This is a genomic window from Pseudomonas jilinensis, assembly GCF_003586265.1.
GTDB lineage: Bacteria > Pseudomonadota > Gammaproteobacteria > Pseudomonadales > Pseudomonadaceae > Halopseudomonas > Halopseudomonas phragmitis.
Genome location: NZ_QJSA01000004.1, coordinates 145,428 through 167,197 on the forward strand (window position 1 = coordinate 145,428; position 21,770 = coordinate 167,197).

Sequence of the window (21,770 nt, forward strand, 5' to 3'; positions counted from 1 at the left end):
CCTTGAATCATGTACACCAATAATGTCGGTGCCGGCGCCCTGGACAACTACCAGATCGACAATGAGCGCTTCAACAAGGGTGGCGAGCTGGGTAAGGACGAGTTCCTGAAACTGCTGGTGGTTCAGCTCAATAATCAGGACCCGCTATCGCCTCAGGAAAACGGTGAGTTCATTGCCCAGTTGGCTCAGTTCAGTACGGTGGAGGGTATCGGCAATCTGAATGACAGCATGGAAGCGATCATGAGCGGTTTCCAATCGTCCCAGGCGCTGCAGGCATCCTCGCTGGTTGGGCGCACGGTGATCGTGCCGACCGACAAGGCAATTGTCGATACCGCTGAAGGAATCAAGGGCGATGTGGTTTTGCCGCAGTCCAGTAGCAACGTGTTTGTAGGTATCTATGACGAGGCAGGCACTCTGGTGCAACGGATCAACCTTGGCAGTCAGCAGTCTGGTTTGGTGGCGTTCGAATGGGATGGCACTGACAGTGACGGCAATGTTTTGCCGCCCGGCAAATATAGCTTCAAGGCTGAAGCTGGCATCGAGGGTGAAAACCAGCAACTGATTACTCTGCTGCCGGCCAATGTCGACAGCGTATCGCTACCGGGCACGCCGGGTGGCGACCTGATTCTCAATGTGGCGGGCCTTGGCAGTATCGGCTTGTCGCAAGTTCAGATCATTGGCAAGTAACGTCGTCTGTGACGTATTGATACAAGGAACCAGATCATGTCCTTCAATATCGGTTTGAGTGGTATCCGGGCGGCGTCAGCCGACCTGAATGTTACCGGTAATAACATCGCCAATGCCGGTACCATTGGCTTCAAGCAGTCACGTGCCGAGTTTGCCGATGTCTATGCCGCCTCGGTGCTGGGTACCGGACGCAATCCGCAGGGCAGTGGCGTGCTGCTAAGCAACGTGGCCCAGCAGTTTACCCAGGGCAATGTCAACTTTACCCAGAACACCCTGGATTTGGCGATCAACGGCAATGGCTTTTTCGTCACCAGCAACAATGGGGCGATCAGCTATACCCGTGCCGGTTATTTCGGGACTGACCGTGAAGGCAACATCATCAACAATTTCGGTGAGCGCTTGCAGGGGTATGGGGTCAATCCGGTCACTGGGCAGATCAACCAGGGTGTGCGGACTGATCTGCGGATCGATACCCGGGCCGCCGAGCCGAATGCCACCACCGAGATTCGCTCGACCCTCAATCTGAATTCGACCAATGTGCGTCCGGCTCTGTGGCAGGAAGCCTATGACCAGGCCTATGCCGCCTCGATTGCCGGTGCTGCTGATCCGGACAACCCGACCGCTGGCGAGATCGCGGCTGCCGAGGCTGCTGGTCTGGCTGCCGCCGAGGTTTCCTTCGATCCGACTGACTCGACTTCCTATAACAGTTCGACGTCGGTGGATGTCTATGACAGCCTGGGCAACTCGCATGTGCTGACCAAGTACTTCGTCAAGACCGATGCCAATACCTGGGAGATGATCGTGCTGGTCGATGGCCGCGACCCGCAAACCGGGGTGCTGGCTTCTGATCCGGCTTATGCGCCTTCGGCTGGTGCGCGTTTTGATGTCAACTTCAACAATGCCGGGCAAATGACCACGGCCCAGCCGTTCAACCTGTCCGGCTGGGTGCCGCTGGACGCCAACGGTCAACCCACCGGTGCCACCTCGCCGGTTGCTCAGCTGGCGATCAATCTGACCGGTTCGACCCAGTATGCATCGACCTTTGGAGTTAACTCGGTAGTGCAGGACGGTTTTACTACCGGCGAACTGGCGGGCCTTGAAATTGACGACACCGGGGTGATTTTCGCTCGTTACACCAACGGTCAGACCCGGGTTCAGGGGCAGCTCATTCTTGCCACCTTTGCCAACCAGCAGGGCCTGACGCCGCTGGGCAAAACGGCTTGGGCGCAGTCGTTCACTTCCGGTGAACCGGTGATCGGTACGCCAGGGTCGAGCACGCTTGGAGTGGTGCAGTCGGGGGCGCTGGAAGCCTCCAACGTTGAGCTGTCCGATCAACTGGTGAACCTGATCGTGGCCCAGCGCAACTATCAGGCTAACGCCAAGACTATTCAAACCGAGGATGCGGTGACGCAGACCATCATCAACCTGCGCTGATTCTCGCTTGCTGGAACGGCAATAGCGGCAATGGTCTTTGCCGCTATTGCCGTTTTTATTTTCTGCCAGTTTATATCTTTTTGATTTTGCTGAATAAATGGTGTTTCAGCGGGTCTGGCACGATGTCTGCATTACTCCTGGTGAATAAGGTTAAAGCGGCAATTCTTTGTCGAACCGGGAGTTCCCATGGACAAATCGTTGTACATCTCCATGACCGGCGCCAGTCAGAACATGCTGGCACAACGGGCGCACGCCAATAATCTGGCGAACATCAATACCACCGGTTTTCGCGGTGATTTCGAGCAGGCTCGGTCGATGCCGGTATTCGGTGAAAGCTATCCGACCAGGGCCTACGCGATGACCGAGCGCCCGGGCACCAACTTTTCCCAGGGCAGCTTGCTGGAAACCGGTCGTGACCTGGATATCGCTGTGGAAGGTGATGGCTGGATCGCGGTTCAGGCCCCGGACGGCACTGAGGCCTATACCCGGGCCGGCAGTCTGGGCGTCGATGTGTTCGGCATTCTGCGCACCAGCAATGGTTTGCCGGTGATGGGCAATGCCGGGCCGATCGCCATTCCTCCGGCCGACAAAATCGAAATCGGCGTAGACGGCACCATCACCATTCGTGCCCAGGGTGAGGCGCCCAATGTGCTGGCCGAGATTGACCGGATCAAACTGGTCAATCCCGATCCCGCTTCGTTGCGCAAGGGCCCAGACGGTTTGATGAGGGTCGAGGGTGAGCTGGAGCAGCCGGCTGACGGTGCGATTCGGGTAGCTACCGGTTTTCTGGAAGGCAGCAACGTCAATGCGGTGTCGGAAATGACCTCAATGCTGGCGCTGGCCAGGCAGTTCGAGCTGCACGTCAAGATGATGCGTACCGCCGAAGAAAACAGCCGGGCCAGCGAGCGCCTGTTGCAGATCAGCTAAAGTTATCGGAGAAACAACATGCACGCAGCACTCTGGGTAAGCAAGACCGGTCTGTCCGCTCAGGACACCATGCTCACCACCATTTCCAACAACCTGGCCAACGTCGCAACCACTGGTTTCAAGCGTGACCGGCCCGAGTTCGAGGACCTGCTGTATCAGGTCAAACGCCAGCCTGGCGGCCAAAGCACCCAGGACACCCAACTGCCATCTGGCCTGCAGGTCGGGACCGGGGTGCGGGTGGTTGGCACGCAGAAAATCTTCACCCAGGGCTCGTTGCAGACTACCGAGCAACCGCTGGACATGGCCATCAACGGCCGCGGGTTTTTCCAGATACTGATGCCTGACGGCAACATCGGTTACACCCGTGACGGTAGCTTCCACCTGGATGCCGAAGGCCAGATCGTCACTTCCAGTGGCTTTGCGTTGGAGCCAGGCATTGCCCTGCCCGATGACGTGCAGACCCTGACCGTCGGTGAAGACGGCACAGTCAGCATCACCGTATTCGGCGACCCGGGCATTCAGCAGATTGGTCTGATCCAGACCGCCGACTTCATCAACCCGGCCGGCATGCAGGCGATTGGTAACAACCTGTTCCTGGAGACCGCTGCCAGCGGCGCGCCACAGGTTGGCAACCCCGGTCAGAACGGCCTGGGTACTGTGCTGCAGAACACCCTGGAAAATTCCAACGTCAGCGTCGTCGAGGAACTGGTCAACATGATCACCACTCAGCGCGCCTACGAAATGAACTCCAAGGTGATTTCCACCGCCGACCAGATGCTGCAATACGTCAGTCAGACCCTCTGACGGGAGTGATGTGAAATGAACGCCCTGAGAACCACTGTGTTGATGCTGGCCAGCCTGAGTCTGGTGGCTTGCGTGCAAACTCCGCCGCGCCCGGACGATCCGGCCTATGCGCCGGTACTGCCGCGCACGCCGATGCCGCAGGAGCTGAACAATGGTGCGATTTATCAGCCAGGGTTTGAAATGAGCCTGTATGACGACCGCAAGGCGCATCGGGTGGGCGACATCATTACCATTACCCTGCAGGAGCGCACTGCCGCTCGCAAAAGCGCCGACAACGAGATCAGCAAGAGTAGCTCGACTCAGATCAGCACCCCGACCCTGTTTGGCAATGGCGTACGCATGGGTGGCCTGAACATGGGGGTTGACATGGGGGGGGAGCGCAGCTTTAACGGTGACGCTTCGGCCAATCAGAGCAACAGCCTGACAGGTTCGATCACTGTGACTGTGGCCGAAGTGTTGCCCAATGGCATTCTGCGGGTGCGCGGTGAGAAATGGATCACCCTAAACAATGGCGATGAGCTGATCCGCATTGCCGGGCTGGTACGCAGCGACGATATCGGTCAGGACAACACTGTACCCTCGACCCGGGTGGCCGATGCCCGTATCACCTATTCGGGCACCGGTGCCTTTGCCAATGCCAGCCAGCCCGGTTGGCTCAGTCAGTTCTTCATGAGCCCGCTGTGGCCTTTCTAGGAGCATCGATCATGCGTAGCCTGCTGCTTTCCCTGTGCCTGATTCTGCTCAGCCCGCTGGTACATGCCGAGCGTTTGAAGGATATCGCCAGTATTGCCGGGGTGCGGACCAACCAGTTGATCGGTTATGGCCTGGTGGTTGGTCTTGATGGTTCTGGTGACCAGACCAGCCAGACCCCGTTCACGGTGCAGACCTTCAACAACATGTTGACCCAATTCGGCATCACAGTGCCGCCGGGGACCCGGATTCAGATGAAGAACGTTGCCGCAGTGGCGATTCACGCCGACCTGCCGCCGTTCGCCCGCCCGGGGCAGACCATCGACATCACCGTGTCCTCGATCGGCAATGCCAAGAGTCTGCGTGGCGGCAGCCTGCTGATGACCCCGCTCAAGGGGATCGATGGTCAGGTCTATGCCATTGCCCAGGGCAATCTGGTGGTCGGCGGCTTCGGTGCCGAGGGCGCCGATGGCTCGCGGATCACCGTCAATGTACCGAGCGTTGGCCGGATTCCCGGCGGCGCTACGGTTGAACGGGCGGTGGCCAGTCCGTTTGCCTCCAGCGATCACCTGGTGTTCAACCTCAATCGTCCGGACTTCACCACCGCCAAGCGGGTGGTTGATCAGATCAACAACACCTTTGGCCCTGATGTGGCCCAGGCGCTGGACGCCGGGGCTATCAAGGTCCGGGCGCCGCTGGATCCGAATCACCGGGTCGACTACCTGTCGATGGTCGAGAACCTGCGCATTGAACAGGGCAACGCCGCCGCCAAGGTCATCATCAATTCGCGCACCGGCACTATCGTCATCGGTCAGGATGTCCGGGTTCAGCCGGCGGCGGTGACCCATGGCGGGTTGACCGTGACCATCAGTGAAAACCTGCAGGTCAGCCAGCCGGGTGCACCCTTCGGTGGCGGTCAGACCGTGGTGACGCCCAGCTCGCAGATCGGTATCGAGGAGGGCGACGGCCGGATGTTTGTGTTCAACCCAGGGGTTTCCCTTGATGAGATTGTCCGTGCGGTCAACCAGGTAGGTGCGGCTCCTGGTGACCTGATGGCGATTCTTGAAGCCCTGCGTCAGGCCGGTGCGCTGAATGCCGACCTGGTGGTGATCTGAGCGGAGCAGCGAGCATGAACCTTACAAGCCAGCAGAGCCTCAACTACACCGACCTCAATGCCATGAGCCAGCTCAAGCATGGTAGCCAGGCCAACAGCCCGGGCAACCTGCGGCGGGTGGCTGAGCAGTTCGAGTCGCTGTTTCTGAACATGATGGTCAAGAGTATGCGCGATGCCAACGAAGTGTTCGCCGAGGGCAATCCGCTCAACACCAATCAGACCCGCTTCTATCAGGATATGTACGACAACCAGATGAGTGTGCATTTGGCCGAGAAGCAGGGCGTTGGGCTGGCCGACATGATGGTGCGGCAAATGTCACCCAAGGGCCAGTCTGGTGGTTCGCAAGCGGCTGAGGCTGCACCGGCAGCAGACCAGTCGGCCCTGCTGGCGCGTCGGCGGCTGGCGATGATCAGCCGTAATCCGGCGGTAATGGGAGAGGGCGCCGCTCCGGTTAACAATGAGCGCCCGGTTAGCCAGGCCGAGAGCGTGACCAACTGGCAGCCGCTCAGGGCTATGCAGGGTGTCAGTCGCACTGCGCCAGCGCAGAGTTCAGTCAGTGACGCTGCGATTGCCGGGCGGCGCAGCTTTGCCAATCCGGCCGAGTTCGTTGCCACCATGCTGCCGATGGCCGAACGTGCCGCTGAACGCCTTGGCATCGACCCACACTACCTGGTAGCCCAGGCAGCTCTGGAGACCGGCTGGGGCCGCTCATTTGCCGGCGGTAACAGCCATAACCTGTTTGGTATCAAGGCTCATGGCGGCTGGCAGGGAGATTCGGCCTCGGCCATGACCCATGAGTTCCGTGACGGCGCGCTGAATCGTGAACGGGCCAACTTCCGTGCCTATGCCTCGTTCGAGCAGAGCTTTGACGACTACGTTGAATTCCTGCACCGCAATGGCCGTTATCAGCAGGCCTTGCAGACTACCGACAACCCTGATGCCTTTTTCCGTGAGCTGCAGCGCGCCGGTTATGCCACCGACCCGCAGTACGCCAGCAAGGTATCGCGCATTGCCCGCCAGTTGCTCAGCCAGCAGACTACAGCCGGCAATGACAACCGTCAGCTGAGCTGAACAGGGAGTAAAGCATGGCAGACCTGTTATCGATTGGCCTGAGTGGCCTGTCCATCGCCCGAACCAATCTGGCGGTCACCGGACATAACATCACCAACGTCGACACCCCCGGCTTTTCCCGCCAGGGCGCGATCCAGTCCACCCGTCCGGCCCAGTTCACCGGTGGCGGCTATATCGGCTCCGGGGCGACCATCGTCGATGTGCGGCGGATATACAACTCGTTCTATACCAACCAGTTGCAGGTCAGCACCGCGATCAACAGCGACGTCAAGGCTTACAAGAGCCAGATCGATCAGCTCGATGCGTTGCTCGGTGGGACCACCACCGGTATTGGCCCGGGTATCCAGAAGCTGTTTGCCGCGCTACAGACCGCTGCCGAAGATCCGGCCAATATTCCGGCCCGGCAATTGGTTATTTCCGAATCCCAGGGGCTGGCCAGCCGTTTCAACAGCCTGTATGCGCAACTGGAAACCCAGAACAACTTCATCAACAAGCAGATGGGGCTGGTTTCCGATCAGGTCAACCGGCTGTCGGCGAGTATCGCCGGTTACAACAATGCGATTGCGGTAGCTGCGTCCAGTGGTCAGCAGCCTAATGATCTGATCGATGCCCGCGACGAGGCGATCCGTCAACTGAGCACCTATATCGGGGTGACCGCGGTTCCTCAGGATGACAACACTATCAACTTGTTCATTGGTTCCGGCCAGCCACTGGTGGTTGGTAATAGCGCGTCGCGGCTGGAAGTGGTGCCGGGTTTGCGTGATCCGTCACGCTCTGAGGTGCAACTGGTCAATGCCGGGTCGCGGCAAGGGGTAACCGACCTGATTACCGGTGGGGAAATGGGTGGTTTGCTACGTTACCGTAGTGAAGTGCTGGATGATGCCTTCAATACCATCGGTCGGCTGGCGCTGTCGATTTCCGAACAGATCAATAACCAGCTGGGCCAGGGTCTGGATCTGCTGGGTAATGCCGGCGGCAACCTGTTTACTAATATTAACAGCCCCGAGTATGTTGCTCTGCGCAGCCTGGCCCGGGCCGGCAACAGTGATGACAGCGCACTGCTTGGGGTGAATATCACCGATACCAGCAAGCTGACCACCTCCGACTACGCTCTGGAGTTCACCAGTGCCGACACCTTCACCTTACGCCGGCTGTCGGACAATACTCAGGTCGGGGTATTCAACATCAACGATGTGCCACCACCGGAAGTCGATGGGTTCAGCATCTCTGCATTGAACGGCAGCTTTGCCGCCGGGGACCGTTTTGTCCTGACGCCGACCCGAAATGCCGCCGCCACCATCGGCACGGTGATGACCCAGCCTGAGCAACTGGCACTAGCTCTGCCAGTCACGGCCGAGGCAGCGCTGAACAATCGGGGTAACGGTACCATCAGTCAGCCTGAGATCATTGATGGTCCGCAGCCGCTGGACACTGCCGCGTTGCAGGCCATGCTGCCATTCAGCTTCACGGTCAATAACAATGAGTTGACGGCCAGTAGCGGCAGCTTCGTGCCCTCGCCACTGACCATTACCCCAGGGCAGCCGAATCAGGTCGAGTGGACCGATGGTACTCACACGCTGCGTTTCACTGTGGCCGGTAACCCCCAGGATGGCGATAGCTTCAGCGTTAACTACAACGCTGATCCGGCAACCGGTACACCAGGTGTATCGGACAACCGCAATACGCTGAAACTGCTGGAGTTGCAAAACAAGGCGGTGATTGGCTTGCAGGGCGGTGCCAGCGGGATCTCCTTCGTCGACTCCTATGGCGATATGGTGCAGCGGGTCGGAACCCTGACCGCTCAGGCGCGCATGGATGAACAGGCCAGTGGCGCAGTGCTGGCCCAGGCCCAGAACAACCGTGATTCGGTTGCCGGGGTCAACCTGGATGAAGAGGCGGCCAACCTGATCAAGTTCGAGCAGTACTACAATGCCTCGGCGCAGATCATTCAGGTTGCTCGCTCCTTGTTCGATACATTGATCAGTTCCTTCCGTTAACGGTGCCGGTTATGCGCATTTCGACCATTCAGGCTTTCAATAACGGCGTCAACGGCTTGCAGACCAACTATGCGAGCCTGACCCGAACTCAGCAGCAGATCAGTACCGGGATGCGCATACTGTCGCCTGCCGATGATCCGGTGGCCTCGGTGCGGCTGTTGCAACTGGATCAGGAGGCCTCCAGGCTAAGCCAGTACAAGGCCAATCTTGATGCTGCGGAAAACAGTCTGACTCAGGAAGAGATTGTGTTGCAGTCGGTGGTCAACATCATGCAGCGGATCCGCGAGATTGCCGTACAGGCTGGTAATGGCGCTCTGGACAGCGGTGATCGGGCCAGTCTGGCGCAGGAACTCAAGCAGCGTGAAGACGAGCTGTTCGGGCTGTTCAATAGCCAGAATGCCCGTGGCGAGTATCTGTTTGCCGGTTATCAGGGCAAGACTCAGCCGTTTATCCGCGAGCCCGATGGCAGTTACAGCTATCAGGGTGATGAGGGCCAGCGGTTTCTCGAGATCGCCAGCGGCAACCAGATTGCCATCAATGATAACGGCAAGGCGCTGTTTCTCGATATTCCCAATGCCAACCGGGTCGATACGGCTGCTGATCCGGGTAATACCGGTAGTGCGCGGATTTCTCTTGGGCAGGTGGAGAACAAGCTGGCCTTCGACAATCAGCTCTATCCGCTGGGTGGGGTACAGATCGTCTTTTCCAGCACCACGGACTACGAGATTGTCGACAGCAACGGCGATCCGTTGGCGCCCCCGGTCACCGGTCAGCTAAGCCCCAACGAGGACAATGAATACACCATCCGCTATGGTGGGGTAGCCATTACCCTCAATGGCGAGCCCGCAGCGGGCGACAGCTTCAGCATTACCCCCAGTGGAGAGGAAAAGCGAGGCATCCTCGACAGTATCCGGGTGTTGCGCCAGGCACTGGAAAATGCTGAAGACACTCCCGACGGTAATCTGGCCACCCGCGACGCAGTGGCGGTGGGTCTGCTCAATATCGACAATGCCATCGGCACGGTGTTAAGCAAACAGACCGAACTGGGTGCGCGGCTCAACGTGATCGATACCCGGCGTGATGAGAACCTTGATCTGACCCTGATCAACCAGTCGGTTACCTCGGAGCTGCAGGATCTGGACTATGCCGAGGCACTCAGCCGTCTCAGCCTGCAAACCGTGCTGCTGGAGGCGTCACAGCAGAGCTTCGTCAAGATCAACGGCCTGAGCCTGTTCAATCTGCTGCGCTGAGGCGTTGACGGTTCTCGTCTTGCAATAATCGTATGAAAGCCCGGGCGGCCGGCGACAGTGGTCGTCCGACCCGGGTTACCAGGCCATAACTGGTACCGGGCAGCAGTTCCGGCCAGTCCAGCAATACCAGCTCTCCACGTGCCAGGTCCGGGTCCAGAATGTCTCGTGTGGCAAAGCTCAGGGCGTCACTGTGGCGTACCAGGCGCATCAGTACGTCCAGGTTGTCGCATTCCAGGTTGATCAGTGGCTCGCGGCCGGCAAGTGTGCGGCTCATGTAATCATGCACCGGTTGCGGCAAGCGGAAGCTTGCCAGTGGATAGGTGTTGAGGTCGGCATTGTTTAGTCCGGCCTTGTTGGCAAGCGGATGGCCGGCCCGGCAGAACAGTACGCTGGGGTTTTGGCGTAGCGGCAGCACATGCAATTGCGGATCCTGCTCCAGCTCCCGGATATCGGCGACGAACAGTTCCAGGGTGTCAGCCAGCAAGCGCTCGCGTAACTCTTCCCAATGCTGGATGACCAGCTTCAGCGCCACGCCGGGGTGCTGGCGATTGAACCGGCCCATGGTTGCAGGCACCAGTCGGGCAGCCGGGAAGGGACCGGCGCCAATCAGCAGTTCGCCTGACTCCAGATCGTTGAACTGTTGCAGGGCGTTTTTCAGCGCTGCACTGCCGGCCAGCAGGCGTTTGGCGTGTTCAAGTACCAACTGTCCCTGTGGGGTCAGTTCCACGCCCTTGCCGCCACGAATGATCAGTGGGCAACCCAGGCGCTGCTCCAGGTTCTGGATGCTGCGGGTTAGTGCAGGCTGGCTCAGGCCGATGGCTTCCCCAGCGCGAATAAAGCCCTGGTGTTCGACCAGGGCAACAAAATGGCGCAGGGCGCGCAGGTCGATGGGCTGACTCATTGGTCGTTGCTTCCGGTAGCGGCCAGGTTGTCGAGAATCGGACAGTCTGGCCGGGTATCACCATGGCAACAGTGCGCCAGGTGGGCGAGGGTGTCTCGGATAGCCTGAAGATCAGCAATCTTCTGTTCCAGCTCAAGCACATGTCCCTGGACCAGGGTTTTGACCTCCGCGCTGCTGCGTTCGCGGTCCTGCCACAGAGCCAGAAGCTGGGCAATCTGTTCGATCGAAAAGCCCAGACCACGGGCGCGATGAATGAACCGCAGGGTATGCAGGTCGCGTTCGTCATAGCGGCGATAACCTGCCGCGCTGCGAGCGGCATCGGGCAGCAGATCGATGCTCTCGTAATGACGGATCATGCGCGGGGTCAGACCACTGTGTTTGGCTGCTTGGCTGATATTCATTGCTGTTCTCTATCCAGGTCTGGCCGCCAGCGCTTGAGCAGCAGGGCATTGGTCACCACACTGACGCTGCTGGCCGCCATCATGGCGCCGGCCATCATCGGATTGAGCAGGCCGATGGCTGCCAACGGGATGCCCAGACTGTTGTAGATGAAGGCCCAGAACAGATTTTGACGGATTTTGCGCCAGGTGTGCCGGGAAATATCCAGTGCCGCAGGGACCAGTTGCGGTTCACCGCGCATCAGGGTGATACCGGCGCTGTGCATGGCCACGTCGGTGCCGGTAGCCATGGCCATGCCGACATCGGCGGCGCTCAGGGCTGGGGCGTCATTGATGCCGTCGCCGATCATCGCCACCACCCGGCCTTGTTCGCGTAGACGCTGAACGTGTTGAGCTTTGTCCTCGGGCAGTACTTGGGACTCAACATGCTTGATTCCCAATTCAGCGCCGACGCTGTTGGCGGCAGCCTGACTGTCGCCACTAATCAGCCAGGTGTCTATACCCTGCTGGCGCAACTGTGCGACGGTATCCCGGGCGCCGTCCTTGATCTGGTCGGCATAGGCCAGCAGGGCCTGGGCTTTGACTTGCCCGGGCTGCCCGGCAGCCAGCCAGGACAGGGTATGGCCCTGGGCTTCGTGGTTGTCGGCCTGGGCCTGGCTGGAGTTCAGCTCCACGCCCAACTCATTCATCAGCAGGCGGTTGCCAAGCCAGACTGACTGACCGTTGACCAGACCGCTGGCACCGCGACCGGCCTGAACCCGGAACTGCTCGGCGTCGGCGCTGCTGATTCCGTGCTGGATGGCATAGTCACGCAGGGCCGCGGCCAGTGGGTGTTCGGCCTGACGCTGAACCGCCAGGGCCAGGCTTAGCGCAGCATCATGCTCCGCCCCATTCAGTGGCTCAAAGGCTTGAACCACAGGCTTGCCCAGGGTCAGGGTGCCAGTCTTGTCGAAGATCACCGTATCGACCCGATGGGCCTGCTCCAGCGCTTCAGCGTCACGAATCAGAATGCCATGGCGGGCGGCCACCCCGGTACCGACCATAATCGCGGTAGGGGTGGCCAGGCCGAGTGCACAGGGACAGGCAATCACCAGCACGGCGATGGCATTGAGCAAGGCCTGCTCAGGGCCGAACCACAGGCTGCCCAGCGCCCAGGCCGCAACGGCAATGACCAGAACCACCGGTACGAACACCGCACTGACTCGGTCTACCAGACGCTGGATCGGCGCCTTGGACGCCTGGGCGCTTTCCACCAGCCGGACGATTTTCGACAACAGGGTGTCCTGGCCGATGGCGGCGGTATCGAGCAGCAACATGCCGTCCTGATTCATCGCTCCGGCACTGACCCGGTCGCCAGGCTGCCGGCTGACCGGCAGGCTTTCACCGGTCAGCATCGATTCATCCACATGGCTGCCACCTTCGAGCACCAGGCCATCGACCGGAATGCGCTCACCGGGTTGAACCACTACCTGGTCACCAACCCTGATCTCGCTCAGGGCGACCAGTTCATCACCCTGGGCTGTTCGCCGCCGAGCCTTGTCCGGGCGCAGGGCGGTCAGAGCTCGGATTGCTTCCAGAGTCTGGCCCTTGGCCCGGCTTTCCAGATATTTGCCCAGCAGCACGAAACTGATGATGATCGCTGATGCTTCGTAATAGAGCACCGGCATCTGACCGGCCGGGGTGCTGAACACATGCCAGGTGCTCAGGCTCCAGCCAGCCGATGTGCCGATGGCCACCAGCAGGTCCATGTTGCCGGTACGGTTGCGCAGGGCATGCCAGGCGCCCTGATAGAAGCGGGCACCGAACACGAACTGGACGATTGAGGCCAACAACAGTTGCAACAGGGCAGGCAGCATCAGGTCGTGGCGGCCGAACAGTTCCGGCAGCATGCCCAGCGCTAGCGGCGCGCTGAGCAGGGCTGCAGCGATCAGGTGTCGGCGTTCACGTTGCAGGCGTTGGTGTTGGGGATCTGTTTCACTGCCGCCCGTCGTTTCCTGCTGGTTCAGCCACTGACCGGGGTAGCCGGCCTTGACCAGTGCCTGTAACAGACTGTCTGGGTCAGTGCCTGCGAGCAATCTGACTCGGGCCTGTTGACTGGCCAGATTGACCTCGGCGCTGAGTACGCCAGGGACTTTGAGCAGGGCGGTTTCGCTGCGGCGTACGCAGCCGGCGCAGGTCAGGTTGCTCAGACTCAGCAGGCGCTCTTCGATAGCCACGCCATAGCCAGCATGCTGCACAGCCTCGCAGGCGGCCGCGAGTTGTTCAGGTTGTTCAAGTTGCAATTGGGCCGTTTCTGCGGCCAGGTTGACCTGGGCGGTCCCGATCCCGGGAATTGCGCCAAGCGCCTGCTCTATCCGGCGCACGCAGCTGGCGCAGTTCATGCCGCTGATATGGAGGGTGACTGTGCTCATGATCCAGCTCCTGAAGATAGGACAACCAGATCATGAGCCTTGACATGATGTCAAGGTCAACAGCCCCTAGTATTTCCCCAACGGCTCAGCTCGGCTTGCTGGGATCGACAAAGCCGTCCGGTTTGACCACCAGCACATCGCAGGGGACATCGTCGAGTAGTCGCTCGGCGGTGTGTCCAAGCAGGGCGCTGTCCAGACGTGAACGCGATACCGCCCCCATCACCAGCAGGTCGATATCCTGGTCGCTGGCGAACGCCGGAATTGCCTCTTCCGGATAGCCCTGCAGCAGATTTCGGTGTGCGGCGTCTACTCCGGTCTGATTGGCCAGTTGCTCAAAAGCGCTGGCGTGGCGTTGGCGAACATCATCGGCATAACCATCGTAATCGGTGATCACACTGGCATCGAAAACCAGGGTGCGCGGCAGCGGGTTATAGCAGTGCACCACATGGGGCTGGCTGTTGGTTAGCTTGGCCAGACCTTGGGTCAGGGAGATCAGTTTCAAGTCCAGTGCCGCCGGTTTGTCCGCCTCGTGCAGCGGATCGACGCTGGCGCAGAGTTTTTGCAGCGGTCGATCGGCCTGCTTGACCAGCCAGACCGGTACTTCGCTATGGCGGATCAGCTGCCAGTCGGTATTACTCAGTAGCAGGCGCTTGAGCACATTGTGGTGGTGGGTGGTTTTCAGCACCAGATCAGCCTGGTATTCAGCGATGGCGCGCAGGATATGGCGGTCCAGGCGCTTGCCCCAGAGTGCTTCGGTATCGACTTTGAGGCCCTTGTCGCGCAGTGGTTTGGCCAGCCGCTCGAGAAAGCCTTCACGATGTCTGATCAACGATGCGCGTGCCTTCTCCAGGCCGGGGGTGTCGAACAGAACACCCCCGTCGAGCGCAGGAATGTAGTCGCACAGAAACAGGGTGATCCGAGCCTGCGGATAGTGAGCGCTCAGCTGCTCGGCACGACGCAGGCAGGGTTGCTCATCTTCACTGGTGGGGTCGATGACTACCAGCATGTGTCGAATATCCATGATCTACTCCTTTCAAGGGAATGTTCCAAGGTTAGGCCATTGATCAGAGCCTTACACTGATCTGGGTCAATTTGACCGTTGCCCTTGAGAAACCTCGGGACTGGCCGATAACCTGACAAACCATCGCAAAGATCATTGCCATGTCAAAAACTCTGCTAGCCGCACTTGCCCTGGGCATTTTGGCCGGTTGCGCCTCGAACGCCCATAACAGTCACCTGAATCAGGCCTATCAGGCCTATGATCGGGGCGACTGTGCCCTGACCATTATCCAGTTGTCCCGGGCCGAGCGGGCCAGCCGTTCGCGACCGCATCTGCAACCGGAAATCTCATTGTTGAGGGGGCTGTGTCTGGAGCGTCAGGCTCTGTACGTGGATGCCGCGCAGACTTACCGTTACCTGCTCCGGCATTACCCCAATAGTGAGTATAGTTATCGGGCCGGCGCACGTCTGGAGACCCTGCGTCAATTGGGTCATTACCAGCCGGATCAGCGCTTGCCGCCTGAGCGCCCCTGAGTGTGCGGTTCACTATATGGCCCTTGGCCGTACCCTGGGGCTGGGCTATGCTTAGCGAACTGATACCCGACTGGTATCAGCTCCTGGACCCTAGCGGCTATGCGAATTCGTCAGCTTGTCATCATCTGCCTGGTGCTGTGGTTTGGCCCGGTTGCCGCCAGCGAGATCTATCGCTGGGTGGACGAGCACGGCCAGGTCCATTTCGGTGAGCGCCCGCGTGAGGGCGCACAACGGGTTGAAGTGAGACCTCAGGTGGTCGAGCGTGATGCCCAGGTGCGCCAGCGGGAACAGAATCTCCAACGTCTGATGGATGTGCGCACCGAGGAACGTGCGGCGCGACAAACCGCTGTACTTGAACAGCGGGCCAGGCAACAAAGCCATTGTGACGCTCTGCGCCGAGAGTTGGCGCGGTTCGATGGCCGGGTCCTCTGGTACGAGGAGGATGCCAACGGCACACGGGTGGAGGTAGAACCTAAACGAGTCGAGGCGCGCAAGAACGCCTTGCAAGCTGAAATCAGGGAGCGTTGCTGAATATGCAGACGACGCCTGTTCCGGAGTCCCCGGAGCATATCGAAAAACGCCAGATCACCCGGCATCAGCTAGGAGCTTACCTGCAGGTTTTCAATCAGTGCACCGGTCGGCCGATAGGCTATTTGGGTAATGTATCGCATCAGGGCCTTATGCTGATCAGCCCGTTGCCGTTGATGGTCGATGAACTGTTCGAACTGCAATTGCGCCTGCCGTCCAGTTTGCATCCCTATCAGCGACTGGACTTTCAGGCCCAAAGCCACTGGTGTCGCGAGGATGTCACTCCGGGGCACTTTGATACCGGCTTCAGTCTGGTGGGTAACCAGCCGGCCTTTGCCGAACTGACCGACGCGCTGACCCGCTACTTCAGTTTCATGCACACGGAAGATGCCTGAACGCCCGGCATCGGGTACCCTGCGGCTTTGTATTGCAGGGAGAAGGGCATGGCCGAGAGTTTTTTCTGGTACGACTTCGAGTCAACCGGCATCGATCCACGTCGTGACCGGCCTCTGCAGGTGGCCGGCGTTCGCACCGATGTAGAGCTGAACGAGGTCGACGATCCACTGTGCATCGATTGCCAGCTGTCGCCGGATATTCTGCCGCATCCGATGGCCTGTCTGGTTACCGGGATAGGCCCGGAACGGGTCATGGCGGGGCTGCCCGAAGCTGAATTCATTCAGCGTCTGCATCATGAAATGGCTACGCCGGGCACCTGTAGCGTGGGTTACAACAACCTGCGCTTCGACGACGAGATGACCCGTTTCAGCCTGTACCGGAATTTCTATGATCCCTATGCCCGTGAGTGGCAGTCAGGCAATAGTCGCTGGGACCTGCTTGATGGCTTGCGTGCCGCCCACGCCTTGCGCCCCGAGGGCATCGAGTGGCCACAGCAAGACGGGCTGGTCAGCCTGCGCCTGGAGCTGCTGACGGCCGCCAATGGCATTGATCATGGTCAGGCTCATGATGCTTTGGCCGATGTCCGTGCGACCATTGCCATGGCTCGCCTGTTGCGTCAGACCCAGCCGAAACTGTTCAACTATCTGCTGGGGCTGCGCCGTAAGCCGGCGGTTAATGCCCTGATTGATCTGCGCAACGTTCGACCGCTGGTCCATGTGTCTGGTCGTTTCGGGCGTGAGCGTCACGGATTGGCGCTGGTGTTGCCGCTGGGCTGGCATCCGGTCAATCGCAATGCATTGATTGTCTATGACCTCGCTGCCGACCCGGGCTTGCTCAATGAGTTGACGGCCGAGCAGTTGCGTCAGCGCCTATACGCTCGTCAGGAAGATTTGGCCGAGGGGCAGCAGCGTCCGGGGCTGAAGTTGGTGCATATCAACCGCTGTCCGTTTCTGGCCGACCTCAAGGTCTTACGCGCTGAAGATATTGCGCGTCTGGGGCTGGATATGCCGCGTTTGCTGGCTAATGCCCAGGCTTTGGGAGCATGGCGGGAAACCGGTCAGGCGCTGCTCAGGGAGGTTTACAGTGATACGGCTGAGCAGAAGGAGGCTCAGTCTGATCCAGAGTTGCAACTCTATGACGGGTTTCTTAACGATACGGACAGGCAGTTGCTGCCGGACATTCGCCAGGCTGACCCCGATACACTGGCTCGACACTCCTGGCCCTTACGTGACCAGCGGTTGGTTGATCTGTTGTTCCGTTATCGGGCGCGTAACTTTCCCGATACTCTGACTGCAAGCGAGCAGGAACAGTGGCGGCAGTTTTGTCGGCAGCGGCTTCAGGGGCGGCTGCCCGGAGCACCATTGACCCTGGCAGACTTTAATCGGGTCTTGAGTGAGGCGATGCCCCAAGCTTCTGCTCAACAGCAGCAGTTGCTGCAAGACTGGCAGCGCTATGCCGAGGATCTGGCCCGTTATCTGGCCGTGAAGATGGAGTGATCCGAGTCAATAAAAAACGCCCAGATCAATGGGCGTTTTTTATTGTTTCAGTGCTTCTAGCCAAGCACCTTGGCCCAGCTTTCAACAGTATCGGCACCGTACTGCTCTTTCCAGGCTTTCAGGGTCTTGTGGTTGCCGCCTTTGGTTTCGACAACTTCACCAGTGTTCGGGTTCTTGTACTGTTTGACCTTGCGCGCGCGCTTGGCGCCTGCAGTGGCCTTGCCGGCCTTGGCAGCGGGGGTCAGTTTGTTATCCGGGTCGAGCAGAGCGACTACATCTTTCAACGACTTCCCGTATTGGCTCATCAGCCCTTTGAGTTTTTCTTCAAACTCGATTTCTTTCTTGAGCTTGTCGTCGTTCGACAGAGACTTCAATCGTTCGGAAAGTTCACGGATGGTTTCTTCGATCTGACGATACTCTTGCAACTTGGACATGGAAGTTGATCCTTGTTTCCTGAAATTGGGGATGACGTGGCAATCATAGTTAAAACGACAAAGTTATACAATGTGTCGGTTGGAATGAGGTTGATTGAAAATTACAACTATGTGACTGCGTCGATAGGTCGCAGGCCTTTTCGACAAGTGCTGAAAATATTCATCAGGCCGGCTAGAATGCCCGCCTTGGTCGCGTCAACTTTGTCAGGCGCGCAGTGTGGGAGTTGAGTAATGCGTACCTATCGTTTGGTAATCGCCTGTCCGGATCGGGTAGGTATTGTAGCTAAAGTCAGTAACTTGCTGGCCACCTATAATGGCTGGATCAGTGAAGCCAATCATCATTCGGATAACCTGTCGGGCTGGTTTTTCATGCGTCATGAGATCCGGGCTGATTCCCTGCCATTTGATCTGGATGGTTTGCGTACGGTTTTTGCTCCTATTGCCGCCGAGTTCTCAATGGACTGGAGGGTAAGTGATTCCTCCGAGCGCAAGAAAGTTGTGTTGATGGCCAGCCGCGAATCGCACTGTCTGGCCGACTTGCTACATCGTTGGCACAGCGGAGAGCTGGCTTGCGATATCACCAGCGTGATTTCCAACCATGATGATCTGCGCAGCATGGTCGAGTGGCACGGCATTCCTTTCCATTATGTGCCGGTCGATCCGCAGAACAAACAGCCGGCCTTTGCCGAAGTGACCCGGCTGGTGGATGAACAGGGTGCCGACTGTATTGTGCTGGCGCGCTACATGCAGATTCTGCCGCCGGAACTCTGTCAGCGCTATGCGCATCGGATCATCAATATTCATCACAGCTTTCTGCCTTCGTTCGTTGGCGCCAAGCCCTATCACCAGGCTGCCCAGCGCGGGGTCAAACTGATTGGCGCCACCTGCCATTATGTGACCGAAGAGCTGGATGCCGGACCAATCATCGAGCAGGACGTGGCCCGCATCACCCACAGGCACAACGTTGAAGACATGGTGCGGCTCGGGAAAGACGTGGAAAAAATGGTACTTTCACGCGGTTTGCGCTATCACTTGGAAGACAGGGTACTGGTTCACGACAACAAGACCGTGGTTTTTAATTGACGATGGCTTGAAGTTGTGGCCGGACCCTCCGACAAGAGAGGAGGCCCTATGCTCAAGTCAGTCAAAGTGCGTGACTACATGACGACTGATCTGGTGACATTTAGTCCGGAAACTGACCTGTTCCGGGCTATTGACACCTTGATCGAACATCGTATTTCCGGTGCGCCGGTAGTGGATAGCGAGGGGCATTTGCTTGGTTTGCTGTCCGAAAGTGACTGCCTCAAAGGCATTTTGTCCGGGAGTTACTTCGAGGAAGCCGGTGGTCGGGTCGAGTCGGTGATGACTGTGGTGGTGGAAACCATCGATGCCGATGCCGATATCATCAAGGCTGGTGAACACTTCATTCAGAAACATCGACGGCGTTTGCCGGTGATGGATGAAGGTCTGCTGGTGGGGCAGATCAGTCGTCGGGATATTCTGCGTGCGGTCAAGGCCTACAATCATCATGGTGCCCCCAAATGACCGGCCTCTGGCGCGATGATGATCAGGACTATGACCCGTTGGGGCAGGCCGCGGCTGGTTTGCCGCCGGTCATAGGTGGAGTTTGTCTGGCGCGCTTCGATCCTGAAGCTATGAACGCTGACAGCGGTACCGACTTTGCTGCGGTAGCCGATCTGGCGGCGACCCAGGAGGCCGCCGCCGACTCGGATTCAGATCCGGAAGCTGCCGACCAGCTCACGTAGTCGGTTGACCTGCTGCTCCAGTGAGGTACAGGCGCGCAGGGTCGATTGCAGGTTTTCCACCCCTTCCTGATTGAGGGTGTTGATCTCGGTGATGTCCATATTCAGGCTTTCGATCACCGATGTCTGTTCTTCGGTGGCGGTGGCGACCGACTGATTCATGTTGTCAATCTCGCCAATCCCCTGGGTGATCTCTGTCAGCCGCTGCCCGGCCTGACTGGCTACTTCGACGCTGTGCTCGCTGTAGCGCTGACTCTCCTCCATGTTTTTCACCGCGGTGCTGGCATCGCTGCGCAGTTCTTCAATCATGTCATGGATTTCCTTGGCCGAGCTCTGAGTCCGGTGAGCGAGGCTGCGGACCTCGTCAGCGACTACGGCAAAACCGCGACCGGCCTCACCGGCACGGGCGGCTTCGATCGCCGCATTGAGTGCCAGCAGGTTGGTCTGCTCGGAAATCCCCTGGATAACGTCGAGGATCTTACCGATATCTTCGGTGCGGTGGCTCAGGGACTGGATGGTCTGGCTGGAAGCGGTGATCTTGGCCGACAGGTCCTGCATGGCCTGAATGGTCTGGGCCACGACCTGACTACCCTGGTCGGCTCCACTGCGCGCGCCGCTGGCCTGCTGTGAGGCATCTGCTGCGTTGCGGGCAATTTCCTGGGCGGCGGCGCCCAACTCATTGATCGCGGTGGCTACGCTGCTGGTGCGACTGGCCTGTTCATCTGAGCTGGCCATATTGGCATTGGAGGCGTTGACCACATTCAGTGCGACATCGTTGAGTTCCTGGCTGGTGGTTGCCACCTGGCGAATCGAGGCGTGAATCCGCTCAACGAACTGGTTGAAGGCGGCAGCCAGGCGGCCAAATTCGTCGCGGCTGGTGACCGGCAGGCGGCGGGTCAGGTCGCCTTCGCCCTGGGCGATATCTTCCAGCGCCGAGCCTAGCGAAGTCAGGGGTGTTAGCAGGTAGCGAATCAGCAGGCTGAGCAGCACGACAATGGCGATCAGGGCAATCAGTGCGGCGATCAACGCGGAAATACGGAAGCTGGTCAGGCTGGCAAAGGCCTGATCACGACTGATCGACAGCCCGACATGCCACTCCACGCCTGGCAGTCCTGTGACCGGGATGAAGGTCAGCAAGCGGGCTTCGCCGCCCATTACTGCATCCTGTAGCTCGCTGTTGATGCGTGGCGTGTCTCCAGGGTAGATCTGGCTCAGAGTCTGGGTTTGAAGGCTGGCATTGGGGTGTACCAGAATGGTGCCATCGCGGTTGACCAGGAACGCATAGCCCATGCCGTTGAAGTCCAGTGCGTTGATGATGGTCGAGATAGTTTTCAGGTTCAGGTCACCACCCACCACATCGTTGCCCGACGGGGTGGCGATGGTCATGATCAGGTCGCCAGTGGCGGCGTCGGTGTAAGGCTGGGTAAGAACGGTACGTCCGGCGGCCTTGGCGTCCCTGAACCAGGGCCGGGTGCGTGGATCATAGTCAGCCGGCATTTGTGAGTCCGGCCGCATGGTGAAGGCGCCATTCATTTCGCCCAGATAACTGAAGTCGAAGGTGCGGTTGAGCGTGCGTTCTTCCAACAGCTCAATCATACGACTGCCATCGTCGGCGGCCAGATTGGAGGCCAGGTTCTCGAGTAACAGAACCCGGCCCGACAGCCAGTTGCTGATATTGGCCGCAGTCAAGCCGCCAGCATCACTCAGATAAGTGCGCAGATTGTCCTGCAGCGTCTTGCGCTGCAGGTAATCGTTGTAAAGGGAAAATGCCGAAAAGGCCGCGATTACCACAAGGCAAGCGGCGATCAGGATTTTCTGGCTGAAACTGAGTTGGTTGGGCATGGGGCGCAAGTCTCGTTAAAACAGAATAGGAAAGCATCACCTTGATAACGTCCAGGCGGCCAAAAACTTTAATCAGGGGGAACGCAGTGTTGTT

At 59.0% G+C, this 21,770-nt stretch carries 22 protein-coding genes; 16 read left to right on the plus strand and 6 right to left on the minus strand.

What is annotated here, in order from left to right:
* The first annotated feature begins 9 nt into the window (after positions 1-9).
* The 9 genes from flgD (at position 10) to flgL (ending at position 9,974) form a co-directional block, all read left to right on the plus strand.
* Positions 10-687, plus strand: coding sequence for a flagellar hook assembly protein FlgD (gene flgD, locus C2846_RS05815; RefSeq protein ID WP_095625381.1), 678 nt, complete (start codon positions 10-12; stop codon positions 685-687).
* Between the two features lie 36 nt (positions 688-723).
* The gene (locus C2846_RS05820; protein ID WP_080050003.1) at positions 724-2,121 is read left to right on the plus strand and encodes a flagellar hook protein FlgE; all 1,398 of its coding nucleotides are present in this window, start codon (positions 724-726) and stop codon (positions 2,119-2,121) included.
* Positions 2,122-2,307: 186 nt separating this feature from the next.
* Positions 2,308-3,048: a flagellar basal-body rod protein FlgF gene (gene flgF, locus C2846_RS05825; RefSeq protein ID WP_119700937.1), complete on the plus strand. Its 741-nt coding sequence runs from the start codon at positions 2,308-2,310 to the stop codon at positions 3,046-3,048.
* A gap of 18 nt (positions 3,049-3,066) precedes the next feature.
* Positions 3,067-3,852 (plus strand): flagellar basal-body rod protein FlgG, encoded by a 786-nt coding sequence (gene flgG / locus C2846_RS05830; protein ID WP_080050005.1) that lies wholly within the window; start codon positions 3,067-3,069, stop codon positions 3,850-3,852.
* 15 nt (positions 3,853-3,867) lie between these two features.
* Entirely contained in the window at positions 3,868-4,545 is a 678-nt protein-coding gene (gene flgH / locus C2846_RS05835) for a flagellar basal body L-ring protein FlgH (protein WP_080050006.1), read from the plus strand.
* A gap of 11 nt (positions 4,546-4,556) precedes the next feature.
* Positions 4,557-5,657 carry a flagellar basal body P-ring protein FlgI gene (locus C2846_RS05840; protein ID WP_119700938.1) on the plus strand — a complete coding sequence of 367 codons (1,101 nt, stop codon included), beginning with the start codon at positions 4,557-4,559 and terminating at the stop codon, positions 5,655-5,657.
* A 14-nt stretch (positions 5,658-5,671) separates the two neighbouring features.
* The gene (gene flgJ / locus C2846_RS05845) at positions 5,672-6,727 is read left to right on the plus strand and encodes a flagellar assembly peptidoglycan hydrolase FlgJ (protein WP_080050008.1); all 1,056 of its coding nucleotides are present in this window, start codon (positions 5,672-5,674) and stop codon (positions 6,725-6,727) included.
* A 14-nt stretch (positions 6,728-6,741) separates the two neighbouring features.
* Positions 6,742-8,724 carry a flagellar hook-associated protein FlgK gene (flgK, locus tag C2846_RS05850; RefSeq protein ID WP_119700939.1) on the plus strand — a complete coding sequence of 661 codons (1,983 nt, stop codon included), beginning with the start codon at positions 6,742-6,744 and terminating at the stop codon, positions 8,722-8,724.
* Between the two features lie 11 nt (positions 8,725-8,735).
* Positions 8,736-9,974 (plus strand): flagellar hook-associated protein FlgL, encoded by a 1,239-nt coding sequence (gene flgL, locus C2846_RS05855; RefSeq protein ID WP_080050010.1) that lies wholly within the window; start codon positions 8,736-8,738, stop codon positions 9,972-9,974.
* Here flgL and C2846_RS05860 read toward each other — a convergent pair.
* The 4 genes from C2846_RS05860 to C2846_RS05875 all read right to left on the minus strand — a co-directional run bounded on the left by C2846_RS05860 (position 9,958) and on the right by C2846_RS05875 (position 14,705).
* Positions 9,958-10,875: a LysR family transcriptional regulator gene (locus C2846_RS05860; protein ID WP_080050011.1), complete on the minus strand. Its 918-nt coding sequence runs from the start codon at positions 10,873-10,875 to the stop codon at positions 9,958-9,960. The genes flgL and C2846_RS05860 overlap by 17 nt on opposite strands.
* Positions 10,872-11,276, minus strand: a complete 405-nt coding sequence (cueR, locus tag C2846_RS05865) for a Cu(I)-responsive transcriptional regulator (RefSeq protein WP_080050012.1) — start codon at positions 11,274-11,276, stop codon at positions 10,872-10,874. Before cueR ends, C2846_RS05860 begins: the two co-directional genes overlap by 4 nt.
* Positions 11,273-13,684, minus strand: a complete 2,412-nt coding sequence (locus C2846_RS05870) for a heavy metal translocating P-type ATPase (RefSeq protein ID WP_119700940.1) — start codon at positions 13,682-13,684, stop codon at positions 11,273-11,275. Before C2846_RS05870 ends, cueR begins: the two co-directional genes overlap by 4 nt.
* 85 nt (positions 13,685-13,769) lie before the next feature.
* A complete protein-coding gene (locus C2846_RS05875) occupies positions 13,770-14,705 on the minus strand; it encodes a universal stress protein (RefSeq protein WP_119700941.1) in 936 nt (311 codons plus the stop codon).
* A 140-nt stretch (positions 14,706-14,845) separates the two neighbouring features.
* Here C2846_RS05875 and C2846_RS05880 point away from each other — a divergent pair, with 140 nt between their 5' ends.
* The 4 genes from C2846_RS05880 (at position 14,846) to sbcB (ending at position 17,637) form a co-directional block, all read left to right on the plus strand.
* Positions 14,846-15,217, plus strand: a complete 372-nt coding sequence (locus tag C2846_RS05880) for a tetratricopeptide repeat protein (RefSeq protein WP_119700942.1) — start codon at positions 14,846-14,848, stop codon at positions 15,215-15,217.
* A 99-nt stretch (positions 15,218-15,316) separates the two neighbouring features.
* Positions 15,317-15,748, plus strand: coding sequence for a DUF4124 domain-containing protein (locus C2846_RS05885; protein ID WP_119700943.1), 432 nt, complete (start codon positions 15,317-15,319; stop codon positions 15,746-15,748).
* 2 nt (positions 15,749-15,750) lie between these two features.
* The gene (locus tag C2846_RS05890) at positions 15,751-16,140 is read left to right on the plus strand and encodes a PilZ domain-containing protein (protein WP_119700944.1); all 390 of its coding nucleotides are present in this window, start codon (positions 15,751-15,753) and stop codon (positions 16,138-16,140) included.
* Between the two features lie 48 nt (positions 16,141-16,188).
* Complete coding sequence (gene sbcB / locus C2846_RS05895; RefSeq protein WP_119700945.1) at positions 16,189-17,637, plus strand: exodeoxyribonuclease I; 1,449 nt, start codon at positions 16,189-16,191, stop codon at positions 17,635-17,637.
* Between the two features lie 56 nt (positions 17,638-17,693).
* Here sbcB and mvaT read toward each other — a convergent pair whose 3' ends face one another.
* Positions 17,694-18,071 carry a histone-like nucleoid-structuring protein MvaT gene (gene mvaT / locus C2846_RS05900; protein WP_080050019.1) on the minus strand — a complete coding sequence of 126 codons (378 nt, stop codon included), beginning with the start codon at positions 18,069-18,071 and terminating at the stop codon, positions 17,694-17,696.
* 231 nt (positions 18,072-18,302) lie between these two features.
* Here mvaT and purU point away from each other — a divergent pair, with 231 nt between their 5' ends.
* Genes purU through C2846_RS05915 form a run of 3 tightly spaced genes read left to right on the plus strand, consistent with a single transcriptional unit; the run spans position 18,303 to position 19,837 of the window.
* Positions 18,303-19,154 (plus strand): formyltetrahydrofolate deformylase, encoded by an 852-nt coding sequence (gene purU / locus C2846_RS05905; RefSeq protein ID WP_095625398.1) that lies wholly within the window; start codon positions 18,303-18,305, stop codon positions 19,152-19,154.
* Between the two features lie 48 nt (positions 19,155-19,202).
* Positions 19,203-19,616, plus strand: a complete 414-nt coding sequence (locus C2846_RS05910; protein ID WP_119700946.1) for a CBS domain-containing protein — start codon at positions 19,203-19,205, stop codon at positions 19,614-19,616.
* On the plus strand, positions 19,613-19,837 hold the full coding sequence (locus C2846_RS05915) for a hypothetical protein (protein WP_119700947.1): 225 nt from the start codon (positions 19,613-19,615) through the stop codon (positions 19,835-19,837). Before C2846_RS05910 ends, C2846_RS05915 begins: the two co-directional genes overlap by 4 nt.
* On the opposite strand, the gene C2846_RS05920 is transcribed toward C2846_RS05915, so the two are convergent.
* Entirely contained in the window at positions 19,805-21,676 is a 1,872-nt protein-coding gene (locus tag C2846_RS05920; protein WP_119700948.1) for a methyl-accepting chemotaxis protein, read from the minus strand. The two genes, C2846_RS05915 and C2846_RS05920, sit on opposite strands and share 33 nt — an antisense overlap.
* Positions 21,677-21,770: the final 94 nt, after the last annotated feature.